This is a genomic window from Verrucomicrobiota bacterium (assembly GCA_027622555.1).
Classification (GTDB): domain Bacteria; phylum Verrucomicrobiota; class Verrucomicrobiia; order Opitutales; family UBA2995; genus UBA2995.
The window spans coordinates 1-25,627 of sequence record JAQBYJ010000001.1; the positions used below are offsets into that span (position 1 = coordinate 1).

Annotated in this window: 28 protein-coding genes and 1 other RNA gene; 8 read left to right on the forward strand and 21 right to left on the reverse strand. The window is 45.6% G+C overall.

All coding sequences use genetic code 11. The annotated features are described in order from the left end of the window. Positions 1-104: transposase (locus tag O3C43_00005; GenBank protein ID MDA1064863.1), on the reverse strand; the 104-nt coding region annotated here is incomplete at its 3' end. Positions 105-121: 17 nt separating this feature from the next. On the opposite strand from O3C43_00005, the gene O3C43_00010 reads away from it, so the two are divergent. The 5 genes from O3C43_00010 (at position 122) to O3C43_00030 (ending at position 6,160) form a co-directional block, all read left to right on the forward strand. Beyond that, entirely contained in the window at positions 122-562 is a 441-nt protein-coding gene (locus O3C43_00010; GenBank protein MDA1064864.1) for a Ca2+-dependent phosphoinositide-specific phospholipase C, read from the forward strand. Positions 563-670: 108 nt separating this feature from the next. Further along, entirely contained in the window at positions 671-922 is a 252-nt protein-coding gene (locus O3C43_00015) for a ribbon-helix-helix domain-containing protein (GenBank protein MDA1064865.1), read from the forward strand. Further along, on the forward strand, positions 919-1,335 hold the full coding sequence (locus tag O3C43_00020) for a PIN domain-containing protein (protein ID MDA1064866.1): 417 nt from the start codon (positions 919-921) through the stop codon (positions 1,333-1,335). The genes O3C43_00015 and O3C43_00020 overlap by 4 nt, the downstream gene beginning before the upstream one ends. Positions 1,336-1,454: 119 nt before the next feature. Continuing rightward, positions 1,455-5,282, forward strand: a complete 3,828-nt coding sequence (gene dnaE / locus O3C43_00025; GenBank protein ID MDA1064867.1) for a DNA polymerase III subunit alpha — start codon at positions 1,455-1,457, stop codon at positions 5,280-5,282. A gap of 2 nt (positions 5,283-5,284) precedes the next feature. Next, positions 5,285-6,160, forward strand: a complete 876-nt coding sequence (locus tag O3C43_00030) for an archaeosortase/exosortase family protein (protein MDA1064868.1) — start codon at positions 5,285-5,287, stop codon at positions 6,158-6,160. On the opposite strand, the gene ruvC is transcribed toward O3C43_00030, so the two are convergent. From ruvC to O3C43_00055, 5 genes are all read right to left on the reverse strand, one after another. After that, complete coding sequence (gene ruvC / locus O3C43_00035; GenBank protein ID MDA1064869.1) at positions 6,150-6,719, reverse strand: crossover junction endodeoxyribonuclease RuvC; 570 nt, start codon at positions 6,717-6,719, stop codon at positions 6,150-6,152. The two genes, O3C43_00030 and ruvC, sit on opposite strands and share 11 nt — an antisense overlap. Before the next feature lie 66 nt (positions 6,720-6,785). Further along, on the reverse strand, positions 6,786-7,535 hold the full coding sequence (locus tag O3C43_00040) for a sulfite exporter TauE/SafE family protein (protein ID MDA1064870.1): 750 nt from the start codon (positions 7,533-7,535) through the stop codon (positions 6,786-6,788). A gap of 50 nt (positions 7,536-7,585) precedes the next feature. Then, entirely contained in the window at positions 7,586-8,665 is a 1,080-nt protein-coding gene (gene recF, locus O3C43_00045; GenBank protein ID MDA1064871.1) for a DNA replication and repair protein RecF, read from the reverse strand. A 5-nt stretch (positions 8,666-8,670) separates the two neighbouring features. Further along, positions 8,671-9,828 (reverse strand): aminotransferase class V-fold PLP-dependent enzyme, encoded by a 1,158-nt coding sequence (locus tag O3C43_00050; GenBank protein MDA1064872.1) that lies wholly within the window; start codon positions 9,826-9,828, stop codon positions 8,671-8,673. Positions 9,829-9,834: 6 nt separating this feature from the next. Continuing rightward, positions 9,835-10,650: a LysM peptidoglycan-binding domain-containing protein gene (locus tag O3C43_00055; GenBank protein ID MDA1064873.1), complete on the reverse strand. Its 816-nt coding sequence runs from the start codon at positions 10,648-10,650 to the stop codon at positions 9,835-9,837. Between the two features lie 116 nt (positions 10,651-10,766). On the opposite strand from O3C43_00055, the gene O3C43_00060 reads away from it, so the two are divergent. Next, positions 10,767-11,708: a KpsF/GutQ family sugar-phosphate isomerase gene (locus O3C43_00060; GenBank protein MDA1064874.1), complete on the forward strand. Its 942-nt coding sequence runs from the start codon at positions 10,767-10,769 to the stop codon at positions 11,706-11,708. Positions 11,709-11,711: 3 nt separating this feature from the next. On the opposite strand, the gene O3C43_00065 is transcribed toward O3C43_00060, so the two are convergent. Genes O3C43_00065 through O3C43_00080 form a run of 4 tightly spaced genes read right to left on the reverse strand, consistent with a single transcriptional unit; the run spans position 11,712 to position 14,479 of the window. Next, complete coding sequence (locus O3C43_00065) at positions 11,712-12,131, reverse strand: secondary thiamine-phosphate synthase enzyme YjbQ (GenBank protein ID MDA1064875.1); 420 nt, start codon at positions 12,129-12,131, stop codon at positions 11,712-11,714. Positions 12,132-12,164: 33 nt separating this feature from the next. Continuing rightward, positions 12,165-13,262 carry a PDZ domain-containing protein gene (locus O3C43_00070; GenBank protein ID MDA1064876.1) on the reverse strand — a complete coding sequence of 366 codons (1,098 nt, stop codon included), beginning with the start codon at positions 13,260-13,262 and terminating at the stop codon, positions 12,165-12,167. Beyond that, entirely contained in the window at positions 13,259-13,840 is a 582-nt protein-coding gene (locus tag O3C43_00075; protein MDA1064877.1) for a hypothetical protein, read from the reverse strand. Before O3C43_00075 ends, O3C43_00070 begins: the two co-directional genes overlap by 4 nt. A gap of 9 nt (positions 13,841-13,849) precedes the next feature. Beyond that, a complete protein-coding gene (locus O3C43_00080; protein MDA1064878.1) occupies positions 13,850-14,479 on the reverse strand; it encodes a sigma-70 family RNA polymerase sigma factor in 630 nt (209 codons plus the stop codon). Between the two features lie 124 nt (positions 14,480-14,603). Here O3C43_00080 and O3C43_00085 point away from each other — a divergent pair, with 124 nt between their 5' ends. Beyond that, complete coding sequence (locus O3C43_00085) at positions 14,604-15,212, forward strand: CPBP family intramembrane metalloprotease (GenBank protein MDA1064879.1); 609 nt, start codon at positions 14,604-14,606, stop codon at positions 15,210-15,212. Between the two features lie 57 nt (positions 15,213-15,269). On the opposite strand, the gene O3C43_00090 is transcribed toward O3C43_00085, so the two are convergent. The 11 genes from O3C43_00090 to O3C43_00140 all read right to left on the reverse strand — a co-directional run bounded on the left by O3C43_00090 (position 15,270) and on the right by O3C43_00140 (position 22,973). Then, positions 15,270-17,144 carry a hypothetical protein gene (locus tag O3C43_00090; GenBank protein ID MDA1064880.1) on the reverse strand — a complete coding sequence of 625 codons (1,875 nt, stop codon included), beginning with the start codon at positions 17,142-17,144 and terminating at the stop codon, positions 15,270-15,272. A 7-nt stretch (positions 17,145-17,151) separates the two neighbouring features. Beyond that, positions 17,152-17,640 (reverse strand): hypothetical protein, encoded by a 489-nt coding sequence (locus O3C43_00095; GenBank protein MDA1064881.1) that lies wholly within the window; start codon positions 17,638-17,640, stop codon positions 17,152-17,154. Continuing rightward, positions 17,630-18,202 (reverse strand): hypothetical protein, encoded by a 573-nt coding sequence (locus O3C43_00100; GenBank protein MDA1064882.1) that lies wholly within the window; start codon positions 18,200-18,202, stop codon positions 17,630-17,632. Before O3C43_00100 ends, O3C43_00095 begins: the two co-directional genes overlap by 11 nt. Continuing rightward, positions 18,199-18,864, reverse strand: coding sequence for a hypothetical protein (locus O3C43_00105; protein ID MDA1064883.1), 666 nt, complete (start codon positions 18,862-18,864; stop codon positions 18,199-18,201). Before O3C43_00105 ends, O3C43_00100 begins: the two co-directional genes overlap by 4 nt. Beyond that, entirely contained in the window at positions 18,854-19,891 is a 1,038-nt protein-coding gene (locus O3C43_00110; protein MDA1064884.1) for a hypothetical protein, read from the reverse strand. Before O3C43_00110 ends, O3C43_00105 begins: the two co-directional genes overlap by 11 nt. A gap of 242 nt (positions 19,892-20,133) precedes the next feature. Further along, positions 20,134-20,232: an AURKAIP1/COX24 domain-containing protein gene (locus tag O3C43_00115; protein MDA1064885.1), complete on the reverse strand. Its 99-nt coding sequence runs from the start codon at positions 20,230-20,232 to the stop codon at positions 20,134-20,136. A 64-nt stretch (positions 20,233-20,296) separates the two neighbouring features. Continuing rightward, positions 20,297-21,091 carry a hypothetical protein gene (locus O3C43_00120; protein ID MDA1064886.1) on the reverse strand — a complete coding sequence of 265 codons (795 nt, stop codon included), beginning with the start codon at positions 21,089-21,091 and terminating at the stop codon, positions 20,297-20,299. Positions 21,092-21,141: 50 nt separating this feature from the next. Then, positions 21,142-21,399 (reverse strand): 30S ribosomal protein S20, encoded by a 258-nt coding sequence (rpsT, locus tag O3C43_00125; GenBank protein MDA1064887.1) that lies wholly within the window; start codon positions 21,397-21,399, stop codon positions 21,142-21,144. A gap of 65 nt (positions 21,400-21,464) precedes the next feature. Beyond that, positions 21,465-21,836: RNase P RNA component class A (rnpB, locus tag O3C43_00130), an RNA gene on the reverse strand. 1 nt (position 21,837) lies between these two features. Next, positions 21,838-22,545 (reverse strand): C4-type zinc ribbon domain-containing protein, encoded by a 708-nt coding sequence (locus O3C43_00135; protein MDA1064888.1) that lies wholly within the window; start codon positions 22,543-22,545, stop codon positions 21,838-21,840. A 14-nt stretch (positions 22,546-22,559) separates the two neighbouring features. After that, positions 22,560-22,973, reverse strand: coding sequence for an Rrf2 family transcriptional regulator (locus O3C43_00140; GenBank protein MDA1064889.1), 414 nt, complete (start codon positions 22,971-22,973; stop codon positions 22,560-22,562). A 120-nt stretch (positions 22,974-23,093) separates the two neighbouring features. On the opposite strand from O3C43_00140, the gene gyrB reads away from it, so the two are divergent. Next, positions 23,094-25,616 carry a DNA topoisomerase (ATP-hydrolyzing) subunit B gene (gene gyrB / locus O3C43_00145; protein MDA1064890.1) on the forward strand — a complete coding sequence of 841 codons (2,523 nt, stop codon included), beginning with the start codon at positions 23,094-23,096 and terminating at the stop codon, positions 25,614-25,616. Positions 25,617-25,627: the final 11 nt, after the last annotated feature.

The window sequence follows — 25,627 nt, forward strand, 5'->3', positions numbered from 1 at the left end:
TCGATTCCAAGATCATGCGCCACTTCTATCGCTGCTCGTCCCGATAACACCAGCGATACGGCGTTGTCCTTGAATTCTTTCGTATACTTTCGTCTTTGACTCATTGTTCTCATTTTATGCATTGTTTAGCACAACATGTCTCCCATTTTTCGGGGCAGGCTCAGTTCGTGGGAAGATCCTGATCGTCCTCAATGCCCCTGAACCAATGCAGGCTTATTATACGGACGTAACGCCTGCGCTGAAAGGCCGGGCCATGTTCGTCAAAGCGGAGCCAGGTAGCCCCGAGGCTGCCGTGGTCGTTTCAAATGATCCGATGGCGGAAAAAACCCAAGACTGGATTCGAAGAGGATATTTGGTTCGCACCCGGGCAGACAACGCGACAAAGGAAGCGGCAGCCAATGACACAAGCAATCGGGATGCAGCTTTTGCTTCAGGCAGCCACATTATAACCACTGACTTCCCGTCACCGACTCCGCACCCTAAGACTGGTTACGTTGTTGCCTTACCCAATGGTAAATCGTGGCGCCCTAATCCGATAACATCCGAGGAAGGCACGAACTAAGACGCGGACTTATCCGAACTTCCAAAGAGATAGTCGACAACCATTGGGTGGATTATCAACCTTAGAAAGGTATTTCCAATTGTAACATTGAGTATTACCACTCATCGCATGAAAACTATTACAATCAAAGTATCGGAGGAGCTCGACGCACGTTTGACCCTACGCGCAAAGCGGAGAGGCGTTTCCAAATCGGAAATAGCCAGAGAGGCGATTCGCCGAGATCTTGAGACGAATGAGTCGGGAGAAGTGAAGGAAGAGCCCTCGGCCTACGATATAATGAAAGGCGGCTGTGGAATTATTGACAGTGGAGTTACTGACCTCGCCACAAACCCTAAGCACATGGAAGGATTTGGTCAGTGAATAAAACCATCATTTTAGACACGGGTCCGCTGGTAGCTTTTCTGGACCGTCGGGAGCAACATCACGCCCAAGTTAATCAATTTTTCAAAGAGCAAACACTCCCTTTTGCAACCTGCGAGCCGGTCATAAAAGAAGCCTGTTTTATCCTTGGGCACATGCCGCAAGCAATACAACAGATTGGCCGCTGGATCAGTGAAGGAGTTATAAAAATAGATTTCAGTTTATCGCATGATAACCAGCAGGTATTTGGCTTGATGAAGAAGTACAGAGACCTTCCCATGTCGCTAGCGGATGCCTGTCTTGTGACTATGTGCAAACTCCAATCAAATTGCAGAATATTTACGCTCGATAGTCATTTCCACATATACAGAACCTCCACTCGAAAGATCATCAAGACAATCGGTCTCGGTTAAAAAATCGTTGGGAATAAGTAAGTTAATAAAATGTGGGTAAATGATACTTGCCGATCCAAGATGATAGACAAAGGTAGCACCACCGAGAGTGTTCCCAAACTCACTCGCCTATCCAACCCATGTCCGACTCAAGCCAAGATTTTGCCCACCTGCATTTGCACACTGACTATAGTTTGCTCGACGGGGCATGCCGTATAGATCGCTTGGCCGCGCGCGCGAAAGAGTTGGGAATGTCTTCGGTGGCAATGACGGACCACGGCAATTTGTTTGGTGCGATCGATTTTTATCGAAAGATGAAGAAGGCCGAAGTGAAACCGATCATCGGTTGCGAGATTTACCTGGTACATGATCACAACATGTTCGAGAAGCCCCGGCGCGAGAGAAAACGAACCGATGATATTGGAGATTTGCCGGAGAATCATCAATTGCAGCCGGAGGATTTTCCGAAGCACCAAATCCACCACAAGACGATTCTGGCAAAAGATTATGAAGGGTATCAGAACCTGTCGAAATTGGTCTCAAAGGCGCATACGGAAGGTCAGTACTACCGACCGCGCATCGACATGGAGCACCTCGCCAAATACAGTAAGGGTCTGATTGGTTTGAGTGGCTGCATCAATGGAGTGGCCTCCCAGCATCTGCTTTATAACAACTACGAAATGGCCCAAAAGGTAACGGCCGACTTCATTGATATTTTCGGGAAGGAGAACTATTTCATAGAAGTCCAAGACCACGGACTCTCTTTCCAGAAGAAAATTATTCCCGGGCTGTTGAAACTGGCCAAAGAGTTTGATCTGAAGGTGGTGGCAGCGAATGACGTCCACTATGTCAATAAGGGCGATTGGGAACCGCATGATGCACTGTTGTGTATTCAGACGGGGAAAAAACTCTCGGACGAACAACGCATGAAGTACCCGTCGCAGGAATTTTTCCTGAAAAGCCGGGAGGAAATGCTAAAGGTCTTTCATGAAATTCCCGAGACTTTGGACAACACCCTGCACGTGGCCGAGATGTGCAATCTTGATATTCCATTTGGAGTAAATCACTACCCGGTATTTGAGAAGCCGCTTGAAGTCTCCTACCACAATGATCCGGACAACTTCGATCGCATCCTGGACATTTATGTCTCGGAAAAAGAGCGGGTTAATAAGCAAAATGGCATCGTTGAGTCAGCGGCCATTGATAAGAAAACGAGGCAGGAGTACCGTAAGAACGGTTTGTTTCTCTTTGATCTTTGCAAACAAGGCCTGAAAGAGCGTTACGCTGTTGATTATGATGAGATCCGGTCATCGGATGAAATAAGGCCATCAACGGCGGACGAAGGGAAAGGAATACCGCCCGAGCCTGGCTCGCCCGGATTCAGAAGATTTCTGTGCTCAAAACTCGAATACGAGCTGTCCATCATCATGGGCACAGGATTCATCGACTACTTTCTCATTGTGTGGGATTTTATCGACTGGGCGCGGAAACAAAAAATTCCCGTGGGGCCAGGGCGTGGCTCGGGAGCCGGAAGTCTGGTTTCCTATGTAATGAAAATCACGGATATAGAACCACTGCGCTTTGGTTTACTCTTCGAACGCATGTTGAATCTTGAGCGTGTTTCACCTCCGGACTTCGACGTGGACTTTTGCATGCGCAGGAGAGACGAAGTTGTCAGCTACGTCAGGGATAAATACGGCGCTGACGCGGTTGCGAATATCATCACTTTCGGAACATTTGGTGCGAAAATGGTAATACGGGATTTGGCGCGTGTGAATGACGTACCATACGCGGAAGCAGATCGAATCGCTAAAATGATTCCTGATGAGTTGAATATTTCACTCACAGACTCGATCGCCAAATCAGGCGAGCTCCAAGCGGAAATCCGGGGGAATCCGATCGCGGGCAAGATTGTTAATCACGGACAAGTGATTGAAGGAATGGTTCGTAATACAGGTAAACACGCTTGCGGAGTCATCATCGGCGATCGCCCGATAAGAGACCTGGTTCCCGTAACGTTACAGGAGGGAGATTTGACAACTCAATTCCCCAAAGGACCGGTGGAAGATCTGGGACTCTTGAAAATGGATTTCCTTGGGTTGAAAACACTGACAGTCATTGCGGATGCACAAGAAAATGTCCAAAAGACACGCAACCTTCCTGACTTCGACGTCGAAAAAGTAACGATTGAAGATGCCAAGACATTTGACCTTCTCAACAGCGGAAAAACAACCGGAGTCTTTCAGCTTGAATCTGGCGGGATGCAATCACTTTGCAGGCAAATTGGCCTAAGCTCGTTTGGGGAGATCATTGCGTTAATTGCGCTCTATCGACCAGGACCGATGCAGTTCATACCTCAATTTATTGAAGGGAAAAAAGACCCATCCACTGTTAAAGTGCCTCATAAGCTCCTGAAGGAGTTGGTGGGAGAAACCTACGGTGTGCTTGTGTATCAGGAGCAGGTGATGGAAGCGGCAAGAATCATTGCCGGCTATACGCTTGGTGACGCGGATATTTTACGCCGGGCCATGGGTAAGAAAATCAAGTCTGTCATGGATGCGCAGAAGGAAATTTTTGTCGAGGGTGCTCGTGTGCACAACGGGATAGTCAAGAAAACCGCGCTCGATATTTTCGGCATTCTGGAAAAATTTGCCCAATACGGATTCAACAAATCCCACTCAGCCGCTTACGCGATGCTGAGTTATCGCACCGCCTATTTGAAAGCCAACTACCCGGTGGAATTCATGGCGGCCATCCTCTCGAATGAATTGGGAAATTCAGACAAGGTGGCCCATTTCGTAAATGAATGCGGGGCCATGAAGATCTCGGTACTAGGGCCCGATGTTAACATTTCGCGCGAAAACTTTACTCCGGTCATTGATCCGGAAACCGGAGAGGCAATTATTCGTTTCGGCATGGCAGCTATCAAAGGCGTCGGTGATGCTGCTTCTCAAAAAATCCTGGAGGAACGAAAAGCCAATGGGCCGTTTATAGATTTTGAAGATTTTATTAGCCGGCTCGATGGGAAGACGGTAAATCGCCGTGTATTGGAGTGCTTAATAAAATCCGGCGGGTTCGACAGCACCGGCGAAAGCCGCCTAAAGCTGTTGGAAGGTCTGGATGCTGCAATCAGCTCGGCCGCTGAACAGCAACGCGATCGGGAACGTGGCCAGGAGTCATTCCTGGATATGCTGGCCGAGCCAGCTCAAAAAAAGAGGCGAACAAAAAACGACGGTGGAAAAAGAAAGCAGAAAGGAGCACAAATGCCGTTGGCGGAAAAGCTCCGGTATGAGAATGAGCTCCTCGGGTTTTATGTGTCGGGGCATCCGATGAATGAATTTAACGGCCTGGCTCAGGCGATAACCAATTTCGATCCGGATAAGGCGGATGAATTGAAGGATCGGAGCCCATTCCGATTTTGTGGCGTCGTCTCAAATGTAACGAAAAAGCTCTCACGCAAAGACAATCGCCCCTGGGCATTTTTCAATATTTCTACCAAAACCCACAGCTTTCAAATGAACATGTATTCGGAATGTTTCGAGGAGTGCGGGCATCAATTGGAAGACGGAAAGAGCTTGATGGTAACGGGAACCGTCATGAATCGTGAAGGCGATGATTTACGGTTCAGCGTGCGGGAGGTTTCACATTTACGAGCGTCTATTCCCGGGATGATAAAGGAGATTCATTGGGTGCTGGATCCCAATAATCAGGCCGAAGAATTCTTAACCCAGCTCCGTGAGGACCTTGATACCAGGCAGGGAGGCTCAACCAGAGTTCAATTAGGAATGATGGTTGAAAAGAATCGGGTGCTGTGGAGCGAGATCGCCCCTTCGCTAACCTGGGATGTCGATCCAGCCACATTTTCCCAGTTGAAAAACCATCCTTCGGTCCTTACGGTGTTTATCCAAACTTCACCCGTTCAGGAGTTTGAACAACTCAAACCCTGGATGAGAAAGAATGGAAATTGAGTATGTCCTTAATTGAAACGATCCGCCATGCATTGAAAACGCGGCGATGGGAATTTGTATTCGAACTGGTATTCATCGCCTGTGTCGGGTTTGCATTCTGGCCGCTCACCCAGTGGTTATTCGACAAAAGTTTTGGGCACGAACAATTCCTGCATTCGTTGTTAGTAATACTGGTAGCCGCTTACTTCATACTCTTTCGTGGCAAAGGCAGAACCAAATGGGTATTAAAAATAGACCTATCAACTATTACGCTTTTTGGAGGTTCGCTAGTACTCCTGTTAGTTGGAAGCGTGGTCCTGCCGCAAATCCTGGTGCCTTTGGCCCTTAGTCTGGCAATGACAGCAGGAGCCAGCTATCTGTTGGGCAAAGTAGCTTTGAAACGAGGCTACCCATTCTTTGTAGTGTTTTACCTCTACATGGTGTTGATCGTCTTTTATCCAGTTCTTGATTTCCCACTACGCGAATACGCAGCCCGTTATTCTGCATGGATATTGGATGTCCTCCATCTTGGTCCCGAAATATTACTTAGAACACAACCCGAGCCGTCATTGATCCTGTTAGTCCAAGGGAGAACCTTTGTGGTAGAACCAGAGTGCAATGGTTTTGGCCTGATAAGTGCGAGTTTGCTATTGAGCATTTTGTTAACGTTTAAATCGCGCGACTTCTGGTGGACAAAATCCCTGGGAATAATAAGCGCTCTTTTTCTCGGAAGCTTGGGAAATCTTTTAAGAATAGTTACGATCATAATATTGGCTCCTTTAGTACCCAACCACTACGATTTCATGCATGAGACAGTCGGTCTCCTGGCCTTTTTCTTTGTCTTGTTGTTGATTGGTTGGCTTCTTTGGAAAAGACCAGCGCTACCAGTTAATGCGTAAAAGCGTGGCAAAGCGCGACTCCGGCTGCATCCGCTTCATCAAAAGCCAACGCATCGCCCAATGCTAAAATTTGTTTCACCGTTTGGGCAACCTGATGCTTACTCGCACGGCCGTAACCAACCACCGCTTGTTTTACCCGAAGTGGTGGATATTCGAAAACGGGTCTTTCCAAAACGGCCGCCGCTGCAATGGCAGCCCCACGAGCGGCACCCAGGATTTGGGCGGTCTGGACATTTTGCACAAAAATGGTCTGCTCAAGAGCAACGAAATCGGCATTAAAGTCCTCAATCAAACTACTCACCGATTTATAAATCTCGGCCAGGCACTCAGCCAAGGTTGCCTTGGCTTTCATGGTGACAGTCAGGCTTTTCAATAAACGATAGTTCCCGGACCTGACTTCAAGAATCGCAAGACCCGTACCGCGTAAACTGGGATCAATCCCCAGAATAACACCTTCCACTTTTTTTCTCCCGACCTGAGCACGTTCAGCACCAGTCGATTGAGGCAGATTTCCTGCGAGCTTCATTGCCCATAATTTCCGGGAAGATGGTTTTGCCATGATAAGTTTTAGAGATGTTCCAACCAGGAAATGAAGAGCCTAGGCGAGCATCCACTGTTTGAATAGTTAAAAAATAAGCCTGAGACTTGCGAGCACGGTTACGACTAATGCGAATATCTCAAACGCTTTTTGAGGAATTCTCATAACAAGATTCCTCCCCACAAAGACGCCTAAAACCACAAATGGAGCTAGTTTTAAATCCAGAATTATTACCTCGTAATTAATCAATCCACTTGACCAAAGAAAGGGGATCTTAAAGAGATTTAAAAACAAGAAAAACCAAGCACCTGTCCCGAGCATTTGAAGTTTTTCTAACTCAACCGCCAGAAAGAATAGCAGCATTATTGGAGCCGCAGCATTGGCTACCGTTGAGGTAAATCCACCTAAAAAACCGACTACGCCTAGTATCGCCCAATGATTGGGGATCGGACTGGGCTGTTTCTCATTTCTTAAATAATATTTCCTCACCAGATGAACAACCATCAAACCAATGAGGCAGATTCCAATCATCCGTCCAACCTGGTCCTCATCTAGAATATCGAGGAGTTGCCATCCCACAAGCACACCGCCAATCGTCCAGGGAATGATGGGAATAAGGTATTTCCATACAGCATACCGACGATAAAGGTAAAACGCACCCCAATCCCCAACAACCAGAAGGAGAAGAATGATTCCAACACTTAACTTGGGTGGAAAGATGATTGCGAAAACCGCAATGGTGATGTTGTTGACACCCATAACCCCGCCTTTGGCAAGCCCCAGAATAATAGCACCCACAATCGCCCAAATAAATATATGCGTATCCAGGGATTCCATAGGTACGATTTAGATTCCTAAATGGTCAAAGGTTGACACGAGAGAACACATCAGGAATGCGGAAAGAATTCTCCATCTGAAACATCAAACAATTGCCAACTGCCCCGAGTATTCATCGAGGGAACTTCTGTTCCACTCCCAATTACCTGGACAAGATTTCCCACCGCTTTCCAAAAGTTTTCTTTCCGGTCCTTATCCAATTCCCCCAAAACATCATCCGCCAACAACACAGGAAGAATTCCACGTGCTTCATGCAAGTACTGGAGCTGGGCAATTTTCAAACTGATTATCATACTTCTTTGCTGACCCTCAGACGCGTAATCCCGGGCTTTTCTTGACTCCAGTCGAATCGTCAGTTCATCGCGATGAGGACCTTGTTGAGTTGATTTTAGAAGGCGATCACGCTGGCGGTTCTTTATAAAAAGATTCAAAAATTGGTCCTCAGTGGCAGCATCCGAATCCGGATGATATAACAGCTCCGGAAACTCTTCATCGGGTGAGACTATTTTGTAAACGCTTTTCAAATGTTGCTCAAGTTTAGGAACTTGGGAGGCACGCAAACCGCGAAGCAAGGTTGCTTTCTCGGCAAGCATCTTTTCAAAGACCTTCATTTCTGAGGGAGAGCCCGGCACCTTTAGTAACGAGTTTCGCTCCTGAAGTAATTTGTGATAGTTACCCAGGACATCGTAATACGCAGGATCGCCAGAAGACAGCACCAAGTCCAACCATTGTCTACGAGTGCCCGGCGAACCACGAAGTAGCTGGATATCTTGAGAACTGAGAACCACGATGGGAAATCTCCCTATAAAGTCACGGAAACGAGTCACTTTTTCTCCATCGACAATTACTTCTTTGCCTTTTCGTTTCAGGGTCACCGAGACCTCCGTTTTTCCAAAACGCTCATCTTCAAGATCGAAAATCAACCTGGACTCGGTATGGCCCTGGAAAAGCAAAGTGCTTAATTCATGGGTACGAAATGATCGAAGCGCTGAAAGAAGCCCGGTTGCCTCGAGAAGATTCGTTTTCCCTTGAGCATTTTTCCCGACAAAAAACTGGGTAAGCCCGGAGAGCGAAATATCAACAAAGGCGATGTTGCGATAGTTTTGTAGCCTAATGCGAGTGATTTGCATAGGAGCTAAATCGAAATAACATCGCTACTACCGGAATTAGCCGGATTCTGCAAAAATCCCCAAACAGCGACAAATGCGTGGGCCAACGCAGTCCAATCAGACTCAGTTGAATTCGTCCAGGAACTTACACGAATCGACCGATGGCCTGAATCGGCCGGGTAACCCAGGGCATTTAACACATCAGACGAATCGGCTTTACCGGTGGCACATGCTGAGCCTGTCGATACCTGAAACCCCAGAACATCGAGCTTCCGAACCCAACGAAGATTCTCATGCATAGGCACAATCAGGAAAGAGGTATTAGGGGCGCGAATCGCATTCTTCCCGATAAAGGAGATGCCAGGAATCTCAACACTCAGTGTTTTTTCAAATTGATCCCTATAGGTTTGTTGAAGCTGCATCATCGGCAACTCGCTTTCTGAAGATTCCAAGGCAGTAACCATGGCCAAAATCGAGGACACATTTTCAGTTCCTCCCCGTTTGCCGGACTCCTGCCCACCTCCAAGTTGAGATGAAAAACCGTGGCACTTATTTGAAAGAGCAAGAAACCCTACTCCTTTGGGGCCACCGAACTTATGAGCACATCCCACAAGGAAATCGCATTGATCAAAGGCCTTGACAGGAAATTTCCCAAACCATTGTGAGGCGTCGCAGTGAAAATAAATACCCTCCCTTTGACAACGCTGCGCAATTTCCTCAATCGGCTGTACTACCCCGGTTTCATTATTTACCGCCATAATGGAAACGGCACCAATATTACACGACTCCAAGAGCTCATCAAAATGTTCGAGGTCAACAACGCCATCCGGATTTGATCGAATAAGGTGAAGGCGATTTCCAAAATGATATCGTGCGGATTGAGCAACCGAAGGGTGCTCGAAAGGTGATAGTAGCATTTGTTGGTCATCCGCCAATGTCTGAAACATGAATTGGATCACCGAGTTGTTTGCTTCGGTTGCCCCACCGGTAAACACTGTATCAGCTGATGTTTTTTTTAGACGGAGAGCCAATGATTCGCGGGCAGCGGCCAAAGCGTTGTGAACACGAGCAGACTGCTGATAAGGACTCGACGGATTCGACCATTGATTATCGAGTGCATTAATCAAAACGTCTCTGGCCGTTACATTTAACGGAGTCGTCGCATTGTTGTCAAAGTAGGCCATGGCCGACTAAGGAATCTTTAACTTCATACCCACATTCAAGGTATTCACGTTGGGCATGATGTCGCGGTTGGCCTCAAAAATCTCATTGTAGCGGTTGGAAGTCCCATAGACTTTCTGACTTATTATAAGCAAATTATCCCCTGCAACAACCGTGTAGGTGCCAGTCACTCCGGAAGGTGCAGATGCTTGAGATCCGTCGAGAAGATTACTACGCGGCAGAGGCTGAACACGACGCTGTTGAGGTAACACAGAAGGCTCTGGTGCCGTGTAGGACGGGGTTCGCGATTGAACTTCTTGTAGACGAATGTTGAGGGAATTCGCTTCTGCCCTGATTCGGGCCAGTTCCTTTTTCAAGGAAAGAATCTCAGCGTCTTTTTGTTCTATGACATTGAGCATATCCATACGCTCAAGCTCAGCATCGAAGAGATTGGCTGGAAAGGTTCGTGCAAATTCTTTTTTGGCGGTGTCGATAAGCTCACGCACCATAGGGGCCTGCCTTGATGTAGGATTGAACTTAAGGTATTCGCGGAAATGATAAATCGCCAGAACAGGATCTTTGGCATGTTCCAAATAAAGCTGTCCAACATTCAGATGGGACTCAGGTGCAACCGTCACGGTATCAATGACCTTAAGGAAAGCAGTAAGCGCCTGGTCGTGTCGACCCTGCCGCAAATAATCCTCTCCATTTCGAAAACTTGCCAAACTTTGTTCAGAAACTTCTTCTCCTTTTGGCGGAATACAACCTGAAAGCCCAAGTAAGCAAGCTACCACGCCCAATACAGGCAGTCGTATTTTAAAAGCTAATTGGATAATAGAGGACATCGTTGAAAGGTATTGATAACCTAAATGAGTGAAATAGTGTGGGGGAAGTTAGAAGTAACTAACAATAGTATTTTCACGTGAATTCTCAATCAATACTTCAAAGGGCCAAGCACTTTATGCAATTAGAGTCTCAGGCTATTCTCGATACCGCGGAAACGCTTGACGACTCCTTCGTTCAGGTTGTTGAGGCCATACAAAAAGTCGTAAACGGAAAACGTAAATTGATTCTTGCCGGCCTGGGGAAAAATGCAGGTATTTGCCAAAAACTGGTGGGGACTTTCAATAGCATTGGAGTAAGTTCTGCATTTCTCGATCCCGTCCAAGCAGCACATGGTGACTTGGGCATGTGCCAGGAAGAGGATTTAGCATTCGTTTTTAGTAATAGCGGTGAGACAAGAGAAGTCCTTGAGTTGATTCCCTTACTTCGGAGGGTCGGTGTTCAAACTGTGGCGATAACCAGTGATAAAGAAAGTCGGCTAGCAAGTAATTGTGATAGGGTGCTGACTTATCTAGCCAAAGAGGAAGCCTGCCCGTTGAATCTTGCACCAACCGCTAGCACAACCGCATCGCTGGCCCTTATCGATGCAGTGGCTATGGTTTTTTTAGACCAACGAGAATTTGACAAAGAAGATTTTGCAAAATTTCATCCCTCCGGATCACTGGGAGCGAGTTTACTATTAAGGGTTAATGAAATCATGCGGAAAGGCGACCGGTTTGCCACCATCCTTGTAGGAGCCACCGTACAGGAAACTATCGTGGAGATGACTCGAGCAAAAGCCGGGTCGATAACAATAATAAATAATGAGGGCTTTTTAAAAGGGATCTTTACGGACGCTGATTTGAGAAGAGCCATTTTGAAGAACTCTGAAGTCTTCACGCGGCCAATCAATGATTTCATGACGACACATCCTATCACTATTCAGACGGGTGCGCTTGTTGCAGATGCCTTAAAAGTTTTTGAGGAAAATCCAATCGATGACCTGTTGGTAGTCAGCGAAGAAGGAAAACCCTTGGGAATGATAGACGGCCAGGATTTACCCAAGCTACGAGTCGTCTAAAGGCTATTCGCCCATGATGGTTACAGTTAGTTTCCGATTGTGAGGCGCTGTTCGATGCTCCCACAAGAACATTCCCTGCCAGGTACCCAGACTAGAGCGGCCATTCGAAAACGGAATATTTTCAGAAGAACGGGTAAGGGCCATTTTGATATGACTGGGCATATCATCGGGGCCTTCGTAGGTATGAGTGTAATGAGGGTCGTTTTCCGGAACTAATCGCTCAAAATAGTTTTCCAAATCTCGTCGTGCGGAAGGATCGGCGTTCTCCATAAGAACAAGACTGCAGCTGGTATGATGACAAAAGACAGAAGCGATTCCTACCTGATAACCAGATGAAGCGATTTTGTCTTGAAGCAGATCACTTATTTCAACGGTACCTTTTCCTCTCGTCTGGATTGAAATAGTGGATTGAAAAACGGCCATTTAACGAAGGCTCAATAAAAAGTGCTAGTAGCCTTAGGAAGGTTTTTCTTCCTCACCAACCGAGTCGCTATTTATTTCCTCTGCAGGATTGGTCATTTTTGCAGGTTCGGGGATTTTTGGTAGATCCTCGGGTCGCTCCGTAACTTTGACGGTGAAATCTTGAAGTACTCCATCTCTAAAAACCTGGACATCCAAAAATTGGCCGGCCCTGGCAAAAAACATGGCGTTGCGCACATCCGATATTGATTGGATTGAAAAATCTCCCATCCGGACCAATACGTCATCTTTTCTCAACCCGGCCTGAGCCGAAGGAGAATTCGACATAACTTCTGTCAGATATATCTGACGGCCATCGCGAATAGTTGATCGAACTCCGAGATCGATACCAACCCAACCGTGAATAAATTTCCCGGCAAAAAGCAGATCGTCGCGGATTCTAAGTACAGATGTCGCTGGTAATACATACCCATAGCCAATTTCAGCAGGAGTAGACCGAACTAAAATACCAAGAAATCGCCCATTCAGATCAAAAAGCGGAGCACCACCCTCTCCGCCTCGAACCGTATGGTTTATTCGAAAATGTGTAGTATCAAATTCCCTATTCGCAAAGCTCGTGTCTGCACCAGCTACCATCGTAAAAAGCGGAGAGGGATCAAAGGTCCAAGGGCAAGATACCATTACGGCCATTGACCCGACCTCTGGAAGTGCCTGGTTTGGCTCTGGAATAAAGTAGGTAAAGTTTTCAGGAAGATTATTGGCTTTTAGAAGAGCGAGATTGTTTGAGGCCTCTACACCTATTAGCTCCGAAGAATAATCAACTCCTTTGAATTTAAACCACGTCCGATCAGAGTTCATAACCACAGAGGCGTTAGCTAAAATGTGCCCCTCCCTGCTTATGAAGAACCCGGTACCGCTGGATTGCCCGATTTGCAGGTCTCCCTTCTCATCGTAGGTCGTATGGGCTGCCATTACACGAAACACGCCGTTCGAATTTTCAGCAAAGATCCCCGTAATACGCCGCTGAAGTGAGCTATACTCGCTATCAGACTGGGCAAACAAAGATCCTGACAATGTGACCAATGAAACTACAAAACTGATTACCCGAACCTTCATGGCACGAGGATGGCTCAAAATCCCACTGCCTGCTGGCGCATTGCCATGCCAAATGTGGGAGAATCGTGAGCAATAGTGTAGGAAACTAATGCAGCGACAAATCGATTATCGGCTGGTATAGTAGATGTTGGAAATTCCCGAGTATAAGACAGCGATTCGGGCTCATCATTGGGAATCAAATCCATCACGAAGATGGCAGATGCCGTGGACGCCGACTGATCGGTAATTGATTCAGCAATTACGGGTATTTCAGATTCTTCAACGGAGTTGTCCGTATAGCTACTCAACTGAGTCCCGATTTCTTCTGCCATGAGGACGGCATCGTAGTATTCGTTCTGACGCGGAGCATTTTCTTGAAAATTGACTATAAGAACAAACAACGCAACAGCTGCACAAGACAGAGGCACCAAAACACTGGAGCGAGCAAAGAATGCAGGTACGAGACGACTCCAGGAAGATTCTTTCTTAATAAGAGTCTGTAATTGACGCTGGCGGAAGTCTTTCTGAAACCCATCCCAAAAATCTTCAGCTGGCTTTTCAGCCCTTTTAAGGTCAAAAAGCTGATCTAAATCTAATTTGTTAGAACTATTCGGCATGAAAGGATATTAATCTAAAAGGTCTTGAAGTTCTGATTGAAGCTGCTTTTTGGCGTAGTGCAGTCGGGAGCGCACAGTGCCTACTGAACAGTTCATAATTTCGGCGATGTCTTGATGCGATAGTTTATCAATTTCAAACAACACAATTACGGTTCTATGCTTAACAGACAACGTTTGCAGCGCTTCGTTCAATTTATGTTGTAATTCTTTTATTAACGTTGGTCTTTCAGCGCTGGTCTTGGTAGCTAGAACCTCAAGAACATCGCTGGACCCAGTTTCTTCGGCTATGTGCTCATAGCTAAGAAATCTGCGGTGACGGTTCTTTTTCAAGTGTGAAAGGCTGGTGTTTACAGCAATTCGATAAAGCCACGTGAAAAATGAGGATTTCCCCTGAAAGCGCCCAATAGATTGAAAGGCCTTAATAAAGGAATCCTGCGAAAGATCATAGGAATCCTCCTTATTGGAGGTGAGGTTATAAATAACCGAGTAGATACGCTCCCGGTATTTAATAACTAACTCGTCGAATGCAGCTACATCCCCACTTTGCACACGCTGAACAACCACCCAGTCAGAGTCTCTCTCGGACAATGCCTTTGAAGTTCCAGCGAATGGATGTGTTATAGCTTTAACGAGATTCACAAAATAGAGAGTTAGGCGAGAATTTCCTAAAATCAACCTAAAACATAGGGGCAGATTTCTCGTTATTATGAATTTTAAATAATATTCTTTCCAAACCCCCGTAGACCCGTTTCGGTCAACCCTTATGGATTCTCCCCTTATACAGCTGTGTTTTTTAGGAATAGTAGCCTATGTCTTTTACCTTTGGCTTTCAGATCTCAAAAAAAACAAGGGCGGGGTTGCAGTGCCGGGTGCCTTGCCGGGAGCAAGCAGCACTTCATTTAAGTGGATTGCGATTGGGGTTATTGGCGCAGTCACTCTTGTGATTGCTGAAACGATCGGAGAGAATGTGCTTGGAGTCAGTTCTGAGCAAACGTCGATGACTCTCCTTCTTGCCCTGGTAACAATAGCCGCAGGATTTGGAGAGGAACTCATATTCCGAGGATATCTGGTTGTTCAAAACAAAGGCAGTTCAACCCTTTGGCTCAGTGTGTTAGCTTTTTCTATTATTTTTGCTCTGATTCACCCTTACCTTTGGAGTTGGGAAGATGGAACCCTTCATATAATTCTAACCAGCAAAGCCATCTTCAGCACAAGCGTAGTCCTCCTAAATTCAATTTGGTTCTACTATCTCAGGTTTTCAGTATTTAACGAAAATAAAAGCTTGTGGCCGTGTATAGCTGCACACGCTTCATCCAACGCGGCAGTTTTCGTTGTCAAGTTGGCCCAAGGACATGTGAGTGGACTTTACTAAAAAAAAGCGAAGGAATACATCCTCCGCTTCTTTTATAAAATCTGCTATGATATTTTTTTAACGAAGCTTCAACATGAAAGGACGGTCATCTGTTTCACCTGATACTTCGGATTGTTCACGCTCTCTTTCGCGGCGGGCCTCAAGGTCTTTAAGGTCGCCAAGTTGGCCTTGAAGTTTCATTTGGTGCTCAATATCAGACACTTGATTCCGATACTGCTCTACTGCCTGTAAGAGTTCACGCTCCCGGCTGCTAAGTTCGTAGCCTGGGATATCTTCAGCGCGAATATCCATATTATGGAGCATACGAGGATCAATAACCTCTTCGTAAGAACTACCATCTGGATTTAGTGTTTTCGCGGTGATAAAGATAATCAAATTACGCTGCGTAAGTGAGTTTGACTCAGACCTGAACAAGCGTCCAAGGCCGGGGATATCTCCAAGTAACGGCACTTTGCTGGTCTCAATCGTGTCGGTGCTTTCGATCAAACCACCAATGGCTAGCGTGTAACCGTCTTTGATGGTGATATGGGTAGATGTTTTCCGAGTTGAAATAATTGGAACTTCAGTTCCGCTGGCTCCACCTAAAGGAACGGTGCCTGCGCGAGCGCTCACTTCAGGTTGAATGTCCAAGTTAATGAAACCTGCACTGTTCACCTGAGGTGTAACATTCAGATTAATACCGATAGACTTGTATTCGATGTCACTGATCTCAAACGTGCCACGTTCTTCATTATAGGTGAATTTTGGAATTGGATAATCTTCACCAATATTGATCGTCGCCTTACTGTTGTTAAGGGTAACCAACGTCGGATTAGAAACGAGTTTTACGTCAGTATCGGTCTTCAATGCACTCAAAACAACCTGGAATTGGTCAGCCGAGTATACCGAAGTTGACATACGATCAAAGGAATTACCTGCAGTCATTCCGCTCAACAAATTATTAGTTGTAAGGCGTTCGCCAATCACTTCATTCGCAATGTTGGTCGATGAAGTGGAACGGTTACTTGTAGGCAACCCAGTAAGATTGTCGACAACTGCTTGATTCAACAAAGAGGTACCATTGGTTGTGGTCCTTTCATCCGTGTTATTAAAACCGTTTGATCCATTGACATTGCTACCATGGTTATTCCCACTCGAATCCGTTTGCGAGAAAGGACCCGCCTGAACACCATAACCACTCAATGAAGCCCAGTTAACTCCAATATTACTGAGATCTCGGTCAGAAGCTTCAATGAACTTGGATTCAATCATAATCTGATCCGTTGGCTTATCAAGGCGATCAATGATCTCTTGAATTTTATCCATACGAGATGGGCGCTCAGTTATAACGAGTGCGTTACTCCGCACATCAACCTGAACACGTCCACCAATCTCCGGACTTACCAAAGGTTCAATAGTCTTATGAATATCTTCAGCCCTTGCAAAATTGATTAAAAAGACCCGAGTATCCGTAGGTTCAAGAGCCAACTCTTCGCGGCTAACGACCTTAATGATATTCGTATCTTTTACATAGGTATATCCGACCGGTGCGAGAACTACTTCAAAGACCTGCTCCCAAGTAACATCACGCAACTTTACGCTGGTCCTACCAACCAATGTGTCAGGAATAACAAGATTGAGCTCATAAAGATCGGCCACATTACGAAGGACAGAACGAATTTCCTCGTCGGGGAAATCGATGGTTATGGTTTCGTCGGATTGCAAAAGCGTTCCGGCTCCACTGCCTTCGTCTCCAAAATCAATCAAGTCAACTACCTGATCGCCAGAGGATCCAGGCTGAGCCAAACCGGAGTTCAGAACTTCGTCTGAATCTGCGACACGATCCTCAGCTTGAATGATGACTTCCTCGGCCCGTTGAATGGGACTTTGCCCGACAGCCAAACTGGAAGGCAGCAAAGGAATTGTGAACAGAAGTATTAGTTTTTTGGTCATAGCAAGATTACTCCATGGAAATCGTCTTCGATTCAGAGTTTAGGTTGAGAGTGAACGAATTATTTTTGATATTGTTTATTTCTATAGCGTAGCGCTTTTGTTCATGTATAAAATTAAAGGACACTCCGTCCTCTACCTTTTTCCCGTTCAGGATAAGGTATTGCTGGCCTCCTTGGTCGATAAAACCGGAAGGTCTTAATTGTTTCGCCGCCAAGGCCAGAATCTCGCTATCTGTAATTTCGTGAACTTCTGCGACCTCCTCTTCCACTGCAACGACCTCTTCTACCGGATCTTCCTTAACTAATAGATGAAAGGGATCATTGAGTGATTCAGGATTGAATTCGCTCGAAGCTGGTGTAGTTCCAAGAAGCTTCCGGGCAGTCTGAAGAACATCGTTCTGCTTTTCCTTGGTAATCACGACCCGAGCTTGCACACTGCAAAGCCCAGAAATGAAAATCATCAATGCGGCTGTTTTGACTATTAAGTTATTTGTCATTCAAGGAAAGTAGTTCTAAATTTAAAGTCAGAGAAATTGTTTTTGTTTCCTCTGTAGCAGGCTTTGAAGAAACTTTAAGACCGTTATATCGATATAGAAGCGGGCTATTCTCAAGTGAGTGGATAAATTTTAAGACATTTTTAAATGTGCCAGAAACCGTGACTGCCATGCTCAACGGCTGATACTCAACCTTAACACCCGTTGGAATGATTGGTTCAGCTATCATTTCTGGTCTTTGAAAGCTCTCCAACGAAACCCCGGATTCACGCTCAAGAGTATAAAACACATCGTGAATATCAGCCAGGTTTTGTGAAATGAACCGGTCATTCATCAAACTGGTGTACTGCTTGATAGTGTCTAGATTCGCAGCTAAGTCAGTGCCGTTTTTCTGATTTGAAATTAATAAATTAACCTCATCTCGCAGTTCATCGTACTGAGTTTTAAGATCAGTTGCGGGACCTGTCCGGATGAAATAGACTCCTATCAGTATTATGGTGGCGATAATTCCAAACAATAGGACACGAAATTCTTTTATTTTTTCAGTTAAATATTCTTTGTTCATTTTTCGTCGCTCCCTTCGGATTGTGTTCCTTCAGACATAGTAATGCTAACTACGAAATTCAGAGTATCCGTAATTTGATCCCTAGCCAGGTTATCGAGAAATGCTTCATTCAAATGAGCAGCCAATAGTTCCTCTTTTCGCAAATCTTCAACGAACTTATTGACATGTGAAACCGCACTCTGGCCTTCCTGGACGACGTACCCAGATATCCGCGACTCCCAAGTATCGACTACATCATCCCCATCAACGCGATTTGACTTTTTGAGGTCCATGGAGGAGATAACCATATCAACTGGAACCTGCACAGCGATCGCTTCCAGGTAGTCACTCAATGGGAAAAGATTGTGGTAATATTTCTCAAGAGATTCCACCTTGGAGGACTCTTTCAAAAAATCGCGGCTTAAGCTTACAAGCTCAGTGTTGGAAGAATCCAAGGCAGCTTGTTCATCTTCGAGTTTTCCTATATCATCACGAATCGAGGACAACGAAAGCTCTTGTTGCACCCACAGTATAGCTACAAATAGAGGAACAACAATTGCCACAACGTTCACAAAGAACCTGGTACGTATGACTTTAATGTCCGGAAGAGCGTCCGGATTCCTGAAGTCTTGATGCCAAGCGGCGACTGCCTTCTGTTTTCTTTTCTTAATGTTAATCTTCATTCGAACCTTCGGAGGAATAAGTGCCTAGAGAAGTAAAAAAACGGAAATCACGGTTACCGTCTACTTGAGATGCGACTTCATCGGAAAGTTGAATGCCTAGATGCTCAAGCCAGGGAACCAGATCGATTTCCAAAGTGCTGACACTGAGGGATTCTAGAAGTATATCTACTATCCAACTGAAGCCTTCAGGTATTATTGGAGTGAAACACAAACCAACGGAGATGCCGGTTTGAACTTCGAAAAACCCGGTAGATGCTTGGAGCTCATGCATCAATTTTCGGAGCAAACGAGCCCCGATATCTTCAAAATCAAGTGTCTCAGAAAATAGTAGCTTCTTTGCCGCTTCTTCATCTTCCAGGCCCAACTCTTTTTGCAGTTTTGGGACCATTGAGTTTATTCCATGATCAACTTTCTTTGAAAGAAGCAGGCCTTTTTGACTAACAATGAAGACATTTGAAAAATCACCTTGAATTTCAACCGAAAGAACAGGAGTGGAAATATTCTTCCACTTGAGATAATCCACAATTCCTCCCAAACACGAAATAGAACCAATCTCAATTGAACGAGGGTATATACCCATCTCGACAAGAGATTCCTGGATTGAATCCAATTCTTTGGTATTACTACCGCAATAAAGTATGTTTTTGCCGAAGTTCGTTTCAAGATCGATCTCCGTACCCATTCCTGGGTGAAGTATACGAACATCTGAAACTTCGGATTCAATTTGAAACTCGGACTTAAGATGATCTGAAAGAAAGTTTGGATCTTTCAGTTTCTTGGGATCAATGGAACTGCGACAAATAAATCGAGATTCAGGATAGACGGTACAATTTCCCTGAACAATGCGACGTTTCCCATTTCCACTCGCCATTCCATCTATAATAGAACGAAACTTTTGTTCTTCAGTGCGGGGAAGCAGAACGAACTCTTGAACCGTTAATGGCGCTTCGAAAGCAGTTGCGGTTGCTCCGTAGTATGAGAACTCGGAGGCTTCGTAGAAAAATCCTTTTCTTTTTGAGGATAGCATGAGGACAACATTAGGGTACTCATCCTGATCCTGACGACCCACTCAAGGTCTCTTTAAAGGTAATTAACACATATTTTTCTCGGAAGGAGTCTTTGAGCGGTGGATCTTTAAGTTTTCAGTAAAATATGAAGGAAGTGAAAATTACAAAACTACGCAGTTTCGTGACAAAAAGAAAAAGCATTTCCCTACTAGGAGGAAAATGCTTTTTCAAAATTCAGTTTTAAAAGGTTAAGAACAGATTCCTAACCCCAAGAACGCTTCTTATGGCGATTTGAGCGTGAACGCTTACGGCGCTTATGCTTAGCGATCTTTTTGCGGCGTTTTTTCTTAAGATTACCCATAGAAATTAAAAATAAGGGCTGGAAAGTGGCTAATTTGAAAAGCCGAGTAAAGGCTATTTTTCAATTAATCCTCACAAAGCAGCCCAGACTTAACAAGTAAGGTTGATAACGGCGGAGGAACCTTAGCCTCCAAGTTGGATATTTCAGGAAAAACCCGGGAAATATTAATCTGTATAAGAGATAGACCAACACCCGAAAATCGTGCCGACGGCTTTTGACTTTGTCTCTTGGTAGGTGGTTCAGGTTGCATTCTTCTTTGACAATATAGGCTTTCTCCGAAGGCCGGAATACCTGCCTCAAAAGCATGGAGACGGATTTGATCCATTCGTGGAAGCGAGGTTGTCGCCTTCCAAAGCGTCAATGAATCGGATTCATTGATTTTGTTAAATCGAGTCGAAGATTTCTTCCCATACTTGTGGGAAATGACGGCTTTGGGTTCAATGGGATCCTGAGCAATTGGAAGGGCACATTCTAAATAGCTTTCATCAGTTCTGGAAGCTGTCACCAAGTAATAAGTGAAGGAAAGCAAGTCCGATCCGAGAGCATTTTTAAGGCAATCTGCAGCAGATTTGTGTTTTGCGAAAAGTATGGGACCCCCAAAATCCGGTTCCGGACTAAAGACAAAATAAGCTCCATCGATATGTAATCGCTCAAGCTCACCCTTTCCCGAAGAGATTTGATGACGAATCGCTGAACTGACATCTCGCCTACCAGGGAACCACGGATGAGCCTTACCCACCAATCCTGGCAATTTGTTTAGGGCAAACAAGTCAGGAGTATTCTCCAAAACAGGTAAACGCACCGGTTTTTCCAGAAGCATACCTTCTGGAAATCCGATAAATGATTGAGATTTAGACATAAAAAAGCCCCGGTAAGCAATTTACCAGGGCTGGAAAAAGAAAGACAGATCTATGCAAAAATATACTTTGAGCAAGTAGACTTAAGCCGGCGCGCAGCATTGACATGAATAATCTTGGTCTTGGCTGCTTTGTCCAAGGCAGATACGAATGCAATTGCAGCTGATTTTGCTAGCTCTTTGTCGTCCGACAGTGCTGCAGCCCTAAACTTTTTATTTAAAGTCTTCAGACGAGTCTTTATACCGCGGTTACGTTCAGTCTGACCGGCGGTCTTACGGATATTTTTTATTGCTGATTTAGTGTTCGCCATAGTCGAAAATTGTGGAACGCATCACGATGAAAGCGGTTCGCCTCATGTCAAGCGGTTAATGGAGTTAGCTTTGGACTTCGTAAGCCGGATTTTGTCGTCCCGAAGGACGGGTATTCATTTATCTAACAGACGAGTCTGTTCTCCGCAAGCGAAGCGCGACATACCCGGGATCATTAAGCGGGCCACTTGATCCCCTATTTTGTCTTGCACCAGAATGGGTTTATCCTGCCACTCCGATTACTCGGAAGTGCGGTAGGCTCTTACCCCACCTTTTCACCCTTACCTCTCGCAAGCGAAAGGCGGTATATTTTCTGTGACACTAGCCGTCACCTCGGTTTGATCCGAAGTGCCCCCGTTTTCACGGGGAATCCTACCCTTTGGTGTCCGGACTTTCCTCTCATATTCAAAAGAACAAAAGCGAATACCTGAAATCCAAAGCTAACTCGCTAAGTAAACAACCCTTCCGCAATTATCGCAAGTCGTCAATTCTTCTCCTTTACGAGATTGCTCGAGTGTTTCGTTTGAAACACGCAAGTGACAACCCCCACAATTTTGGATATTAATCGGCACGACAACCGGGAGCCTTATTCGACTTCCAAGGCGCTCATAAGCTGATAAATATCCAGCAGCGATTGAGGTCTTAGCATCCGCCATTTTCGTAGTCGCCACCGTCAACTGCGCTTGTACCTCGATCTTCTTTGCCTCTAATGTGGAAATTTCATTGCGAATGTTGGTCATCGCTGAGTCAAAAACAGATTCTCGCCTGGAGAATTCATTTGATTCCTCGTCTATCTCTAGCATTAAGCCAATTTCCTCCTCCTCCCAGACCAAGATTTTTTTTTCTGTAAGTTCGATCTCGTGAGTCAGAGCCTGGTACTCTTCATTTTTCTTAACCAATAGTTGCTGGTTCTTGTATTTTAAAATTTTGTCCTGTGCAGATTTCACCTCCAGGTCGAGTTCGTTGCGTTGAACCTCCAAATGCTGGAGCTTAGCTTTCGAATCCTCCAGCGCTTTTGTATCAGCCTCCATTTCCGATTCTAACGTTTGAATTCCAGTTGGGATGGATTCCAGTTGGTCTTGGAGGCGACGGACTACCTGGTCACGATCCTGAAGAATAAGGAGTTTTTCGATCTGCTGATTTATCATAGCCTGTTGTTTGGCTAGATGTAATACATACCATCCGTTTCTTCAGGCAAGAAGGATTCCAAAGAATAACTCATCGTTTTTTTCTTCAAGGATTCCACCACCTCTTTCCAGACCTTCTGAACTCCTGCTCCGGAAGCACCATTGCGACCTAAATTGATACCGAGTAACTCACCGTCAATCACGGTGATTATTTCGTAAAGAGAAATTTCGGAAGGCGCTTTGGCCAAAGAATACCCTCCCTGCTTGCCCCTTCTACTTTTAATAAGTCCGCCATTTCTTAACTCGGTCAGAATCTGAACCAAATAGTTAGCGGGAATCTGTTCCAGAACTGCAAGCTCATCAATATGGGAAAATTTATGGTTTCCATAGGTACGACTAAGCTGCGCCAAAACACGGCAGGCATACTCAACTTTAAGGGACAATTTCACGCCAAAAACAAGAACCGCAGACTACAAGCTTTGTAAACATAAATAAAGACTCGCAAATGCCAAATACCTCAAAAAAATAAGTCGCTTTTATCTTCCTAGATAGCACTCTTATAACTGCGAATGACCGAAGAAAACGAAGCTAATAACAATCCTAACTTAAATCCTGATGAATCCGGCTACAACGCCTCAAAAATCCAAAAATTGGAGGGCCTTGAGGGTGTCCGCAAACGTCCCGATATGTACATCGGCGACACCAATGAACGTGGTCTACACCACTGTGTTTTTGAAATCGTCGATAATTCGATAGACGAGGCTCTGGCAGGTTACTGCTCGCTTGTTTCCGTAATCATCCACCTGGACGGATCTTGCTCGATTGCGGACGATGGTCGGGGTATTCCGGTGGATATCCATCCGAAATACAACATCCCTGCGCTCGAATTGGTGCTAACCAACTTACACGCTGGAGGAAAATTCGGCAAAGGTGCTTATCAAGTGTCAGGTGGCTTACACGGTGTAGGAGCAAAATGTGTGAATGCAGTCTCCGAACAATTTGAAGCTGAGGTTCGCCGCGGAGGGAAGATTCATCACATGCAATTTTCCAGAGGAAAGACGACTCAGGAATTGAAAGTGATTGGAACCACCCAAAAAACGGGAACGAAAATCACTTTTCTCCCCGATCCGGAAATCTTTCTCACGACACGCGATTTCAAATATGAGATTCTTTCGAAGCGTTTACGGGAACTGGCCTTTCTAAACCCTGGCGTTGAAATCTTTCTTGATGACGAACGTGTCAACAAACAGGAAAGCTTTAAGTTCGAAAATGGGATTTCAGAATACGTGGAGTTTTTGAACAAATCAAAAACGCCGATCACTGAACACCCGATAACTTTTTCTGGTAAAGCCATCCCTGAAGGGGAGGACAGCGAGATTATCGTAGATATCAGTCTTCAGTACACCGACAGCTACAGTGATCAGATCTATGCCTACGCAAATTCTATCTACAATATCGAGGGGGGAACTCACCTTTCCGGGTTCAGGACAGCTTTGACCCGTGCTATCAATAGCTACGCCAAAGCGAACGGGCTCGTAAAAGACAAGGATCCATCGATAACTGGAGACGATGCCAGGGAAGGTCTCACCGCTGTCATTTCGGTTAAAGTTCCTGAACCACGCTTTGAAGGACAGACCAAAACCAAGCTCTCCAACGGGGAAGTGGATGGGATCGTCCAGAAGATTACCGGTGAGAATTTGAAAATGGTTTTTGAAACCACTCCGGGTTTAGCCAAAAAGATCATTGATAAATGTACGAACGCAGCCCGCGCTCGTGAAGCCGCCCGTAAAGCCCGTGAAACCGTGCGCAAAAGCGCCCTTATTGGTGGCGGGCTCCCGGGCAAATTGGCTGACTGCTCAGAAAGAGATCCCGCACTCTGCGAACTTTATATAGTAGAGGGTGATTCGGCTGGAGGATCGGCAAAGCAAGGGCGTGACCGCAAATACCAAGCGATTTTACCATTGTTCGGCAAACCGATCAACGTTGAGAAGGCACGCATCGACAAGGCATTGGCCAACAAATCCATCCAATTATTAACCTCAGCCTTGGGAACAGGGATTGGTGACCATGAAGGTGAAGGAGCGTTTGATGCTTCCAAATCAAGATACCACAAAATCATTTTGATGGCTGATGCGGATGTTGACGGCGCTCACATTCAGACTCTCTATCTCACATTCTTCTATCGTTACATGAGAGGCATCATTGACAGTGGATTCCTCTACATCGCTCAACCGCCTTTGTATAAGATCAAGCGTAAGCGCAGGGAGCAGTATATAGAAAACGATATGGAGTTGAACCGCATCCTGCTCGAATTGGGTTCCGAAGACGTGACTCTGGTACGTGCCCGCGACGATCACCAGTTCTCTTCCGCAACGATTGACAAGGTAGTGGAAGCACTTGCGCGCTTGGAAGTGCTGACAGGTGGTGTTTCTCGCTACGGGTGTCCAGTTACAGAATATTTGGATCAGAAAAACGATGAGACTCTTGAGCTGCCGAAATACATAGCTCGAATCAGAACGGGAAACAAAGAGGAGTATGTGTTCCTGATGAACGATGACAACCGCTCCCACTTTTATGTCGAACAAGGCATAACGGAAGAGATTCAGGAAGGAGCAACTGTCCGTGAAGTCGAGCAAGAGGATGGGACGGTAGTTCAACAACGGATCGGCGTTTACGAAATATTCGAGGCCGGGCAGATGAGTAAAATTTTGCGTGAAATCTCGGAAACGGGTTTGACCATCAATCAGTTCACTCCGACTGAAGAACCTAGATACAGGCTGATCGAAAATATGGGAGATGAAAAAAAAGAAAGAGTCGTTGAACTTTTCTCAATTCTCCAGCTCATGGAAAACATCCGAGGGCTCGGACGCCGTGGATTAACGATCCAACGCTATAAGGGTCTTGGAGAAATGAACGCCAAACAACTTTTCGAAACCACCATGGATCCGGCAAAGCGCCGCCTACTCAGGGTGGATATTACAGACGCTGCCAGAGCCGAAGCTACCTTCTCCATGTTGATGGGTGAAGATGTTCCTTCTCGCCGAGCGTTTATCGAAGACAATGCTCTCAATACATCCTACCTCGACGTCTAAGTACGCCGAAT

Bases quoted from the DNA above. Each gene is read 5' to 3' on its own strand.
- O3C43_00055 (MDA1064873.1), bottom strand. From the start codon at position 10,650: ATGTCCTCTATTATCCAATTAGCTTTTAAAATACGACTGCCTGTATTG.
- O3C43_00095 (MDA1064881.1), bottom strand. From the start codon at position 17,640: ATGACAAATAACTTAATAGTCAAAACAGCCGCATTGATGATTTTCATT.
- O3C43_00060 (MDA1064874.1), top strand. From the start codon at position 10,767: ATGCAATTAGAGTCTCAGGCTATTCTCGATACCGCGGAAACGCTTGAC.
- O3C43_00100 (MDA1064882.1), bottom strand. From the start codon at position 18,202: ATGAACAAAGAATATTTAACTGAAAAAATAAAAGAATTTCGTGTCCTA.
- O3C43_00030 (MDA1064868.1), top strand. From the start codon at position 5,285: ATGTCCTTAATTGAAACGATCCGCCATGCATTGAAAACGCGGCGATGG.
- O3C43_00075 (MDA1064877.1), bottom strand. From the start codon at position 13,840: ATGCCGAATAGTTCTAACAAATTAGATTTAGATCAGCTTTTTGACCTT.
- O3C43_00120 (MDA1064886.1), bottom strand. From the start codon at position 21,091: ATGTCTAAATCTCAATCATTTATCGGATTTCCAGAAGGTATGCTTCTG.
- O3C43_00090 (MDA1064880.1), bottom strand. From the start codon at position 17,144: ATGACCAAAAAACTAATACTTCTGTTCACAATTCCTTTGCTGCCTTCC.
- O3C43_00110 (MDA1064884.1), bottom strand. From the start codon at position 19,891: ATGCTATCCTCAAAAAGAAAAGGATTTTTCTACGAAGCCTCCGAGTTC.
- ruvC (MDA1064869.1), bottom strand. From the start codon at position 6,719: ATGGCAAAACCATCTTCCCGGAAATTATGGGCAATGAAGCTCGCAGGA.
- recF (MDA1064871.1), bottom strand. From the start codon at position 8,665: ATGCAAATCACTCGCATTAGGCTACAAAACTATCGCAACATCGCCTTT.
- O3C43_00115 (MDA1064885.1), bottom strand. From the start codon at position 20,232: ATGGGTAATCTTAAGAAAAAACGCCGCAAAAAGATCGCTAAGCATAAG.
- O3C43_00050 (MDA1064872.1), bottom strand. From the start codon at position 9,828: ATGGCCTACTTTGACAACAATGCGACGACTCCGTTAAATGTAACGGCC.
- O3C43_00135 (MDA1064888.1), bottom strand. From the start codon at position 22,545: ATGATAAATCAGCAGATCGAAAAACTCCTTATTCTTCAGGATCGTGAC.
- O3C43_00015 (MDA1064865.1), top strand. From the start codon at position 671: ATGAAAACTATTACAATCAAAGTATCGGAGGAGCTCGACGCACGTTTG.
- gyrB (MDA1064890.1), top strand. From the start codon at position 23,094: ATGACCGAAGAAAACGAAGCTAATAACAATCCTAACTTAAATCCTGAT.
- rpsT (MDA1064887.1), bottom strand. From the start codon at position 21,399: ATGGCGAACACTAAATCAGCAATAAAAAATATCCGTAAGACCGCCGGT.
- O3C43_00105 (MDA1064883.1), bottom strand. From the start codon at position 18,864: ATGAAGATTAACATTAAGAAAAGAAAACAGAAGGCAGTCGCCGCTTGG.
- O3C43_00085 (MDA1064879.1), top strand. From the start codon at position 14,604: ATGGATTCTCCCCTTATACAGCTGTGTTTTTTAGGAATAGTAGCCTAT.
- dnaE (MDA1064867.1), top strand. From the start codon at position 1,455: ATGTCCGACTCAAGCCAAGATTTTGCCCACCTGCATTTGCACACTGAC.
- O3C43_00065 (MDA1064875.1), bottom strand. From the start codon at position 12,131: ATGGCCGTTTTTCAATCCACTATTTCAATCCAGACGAGAGGAAAAGGT.
- O3C43_00040 (MDA1064870.1), bottom strand. From the start codon at position 7,535: ATGGAATCCCTGGATACGCATATATTTATTTGGGCGATTGTGGGTGCT.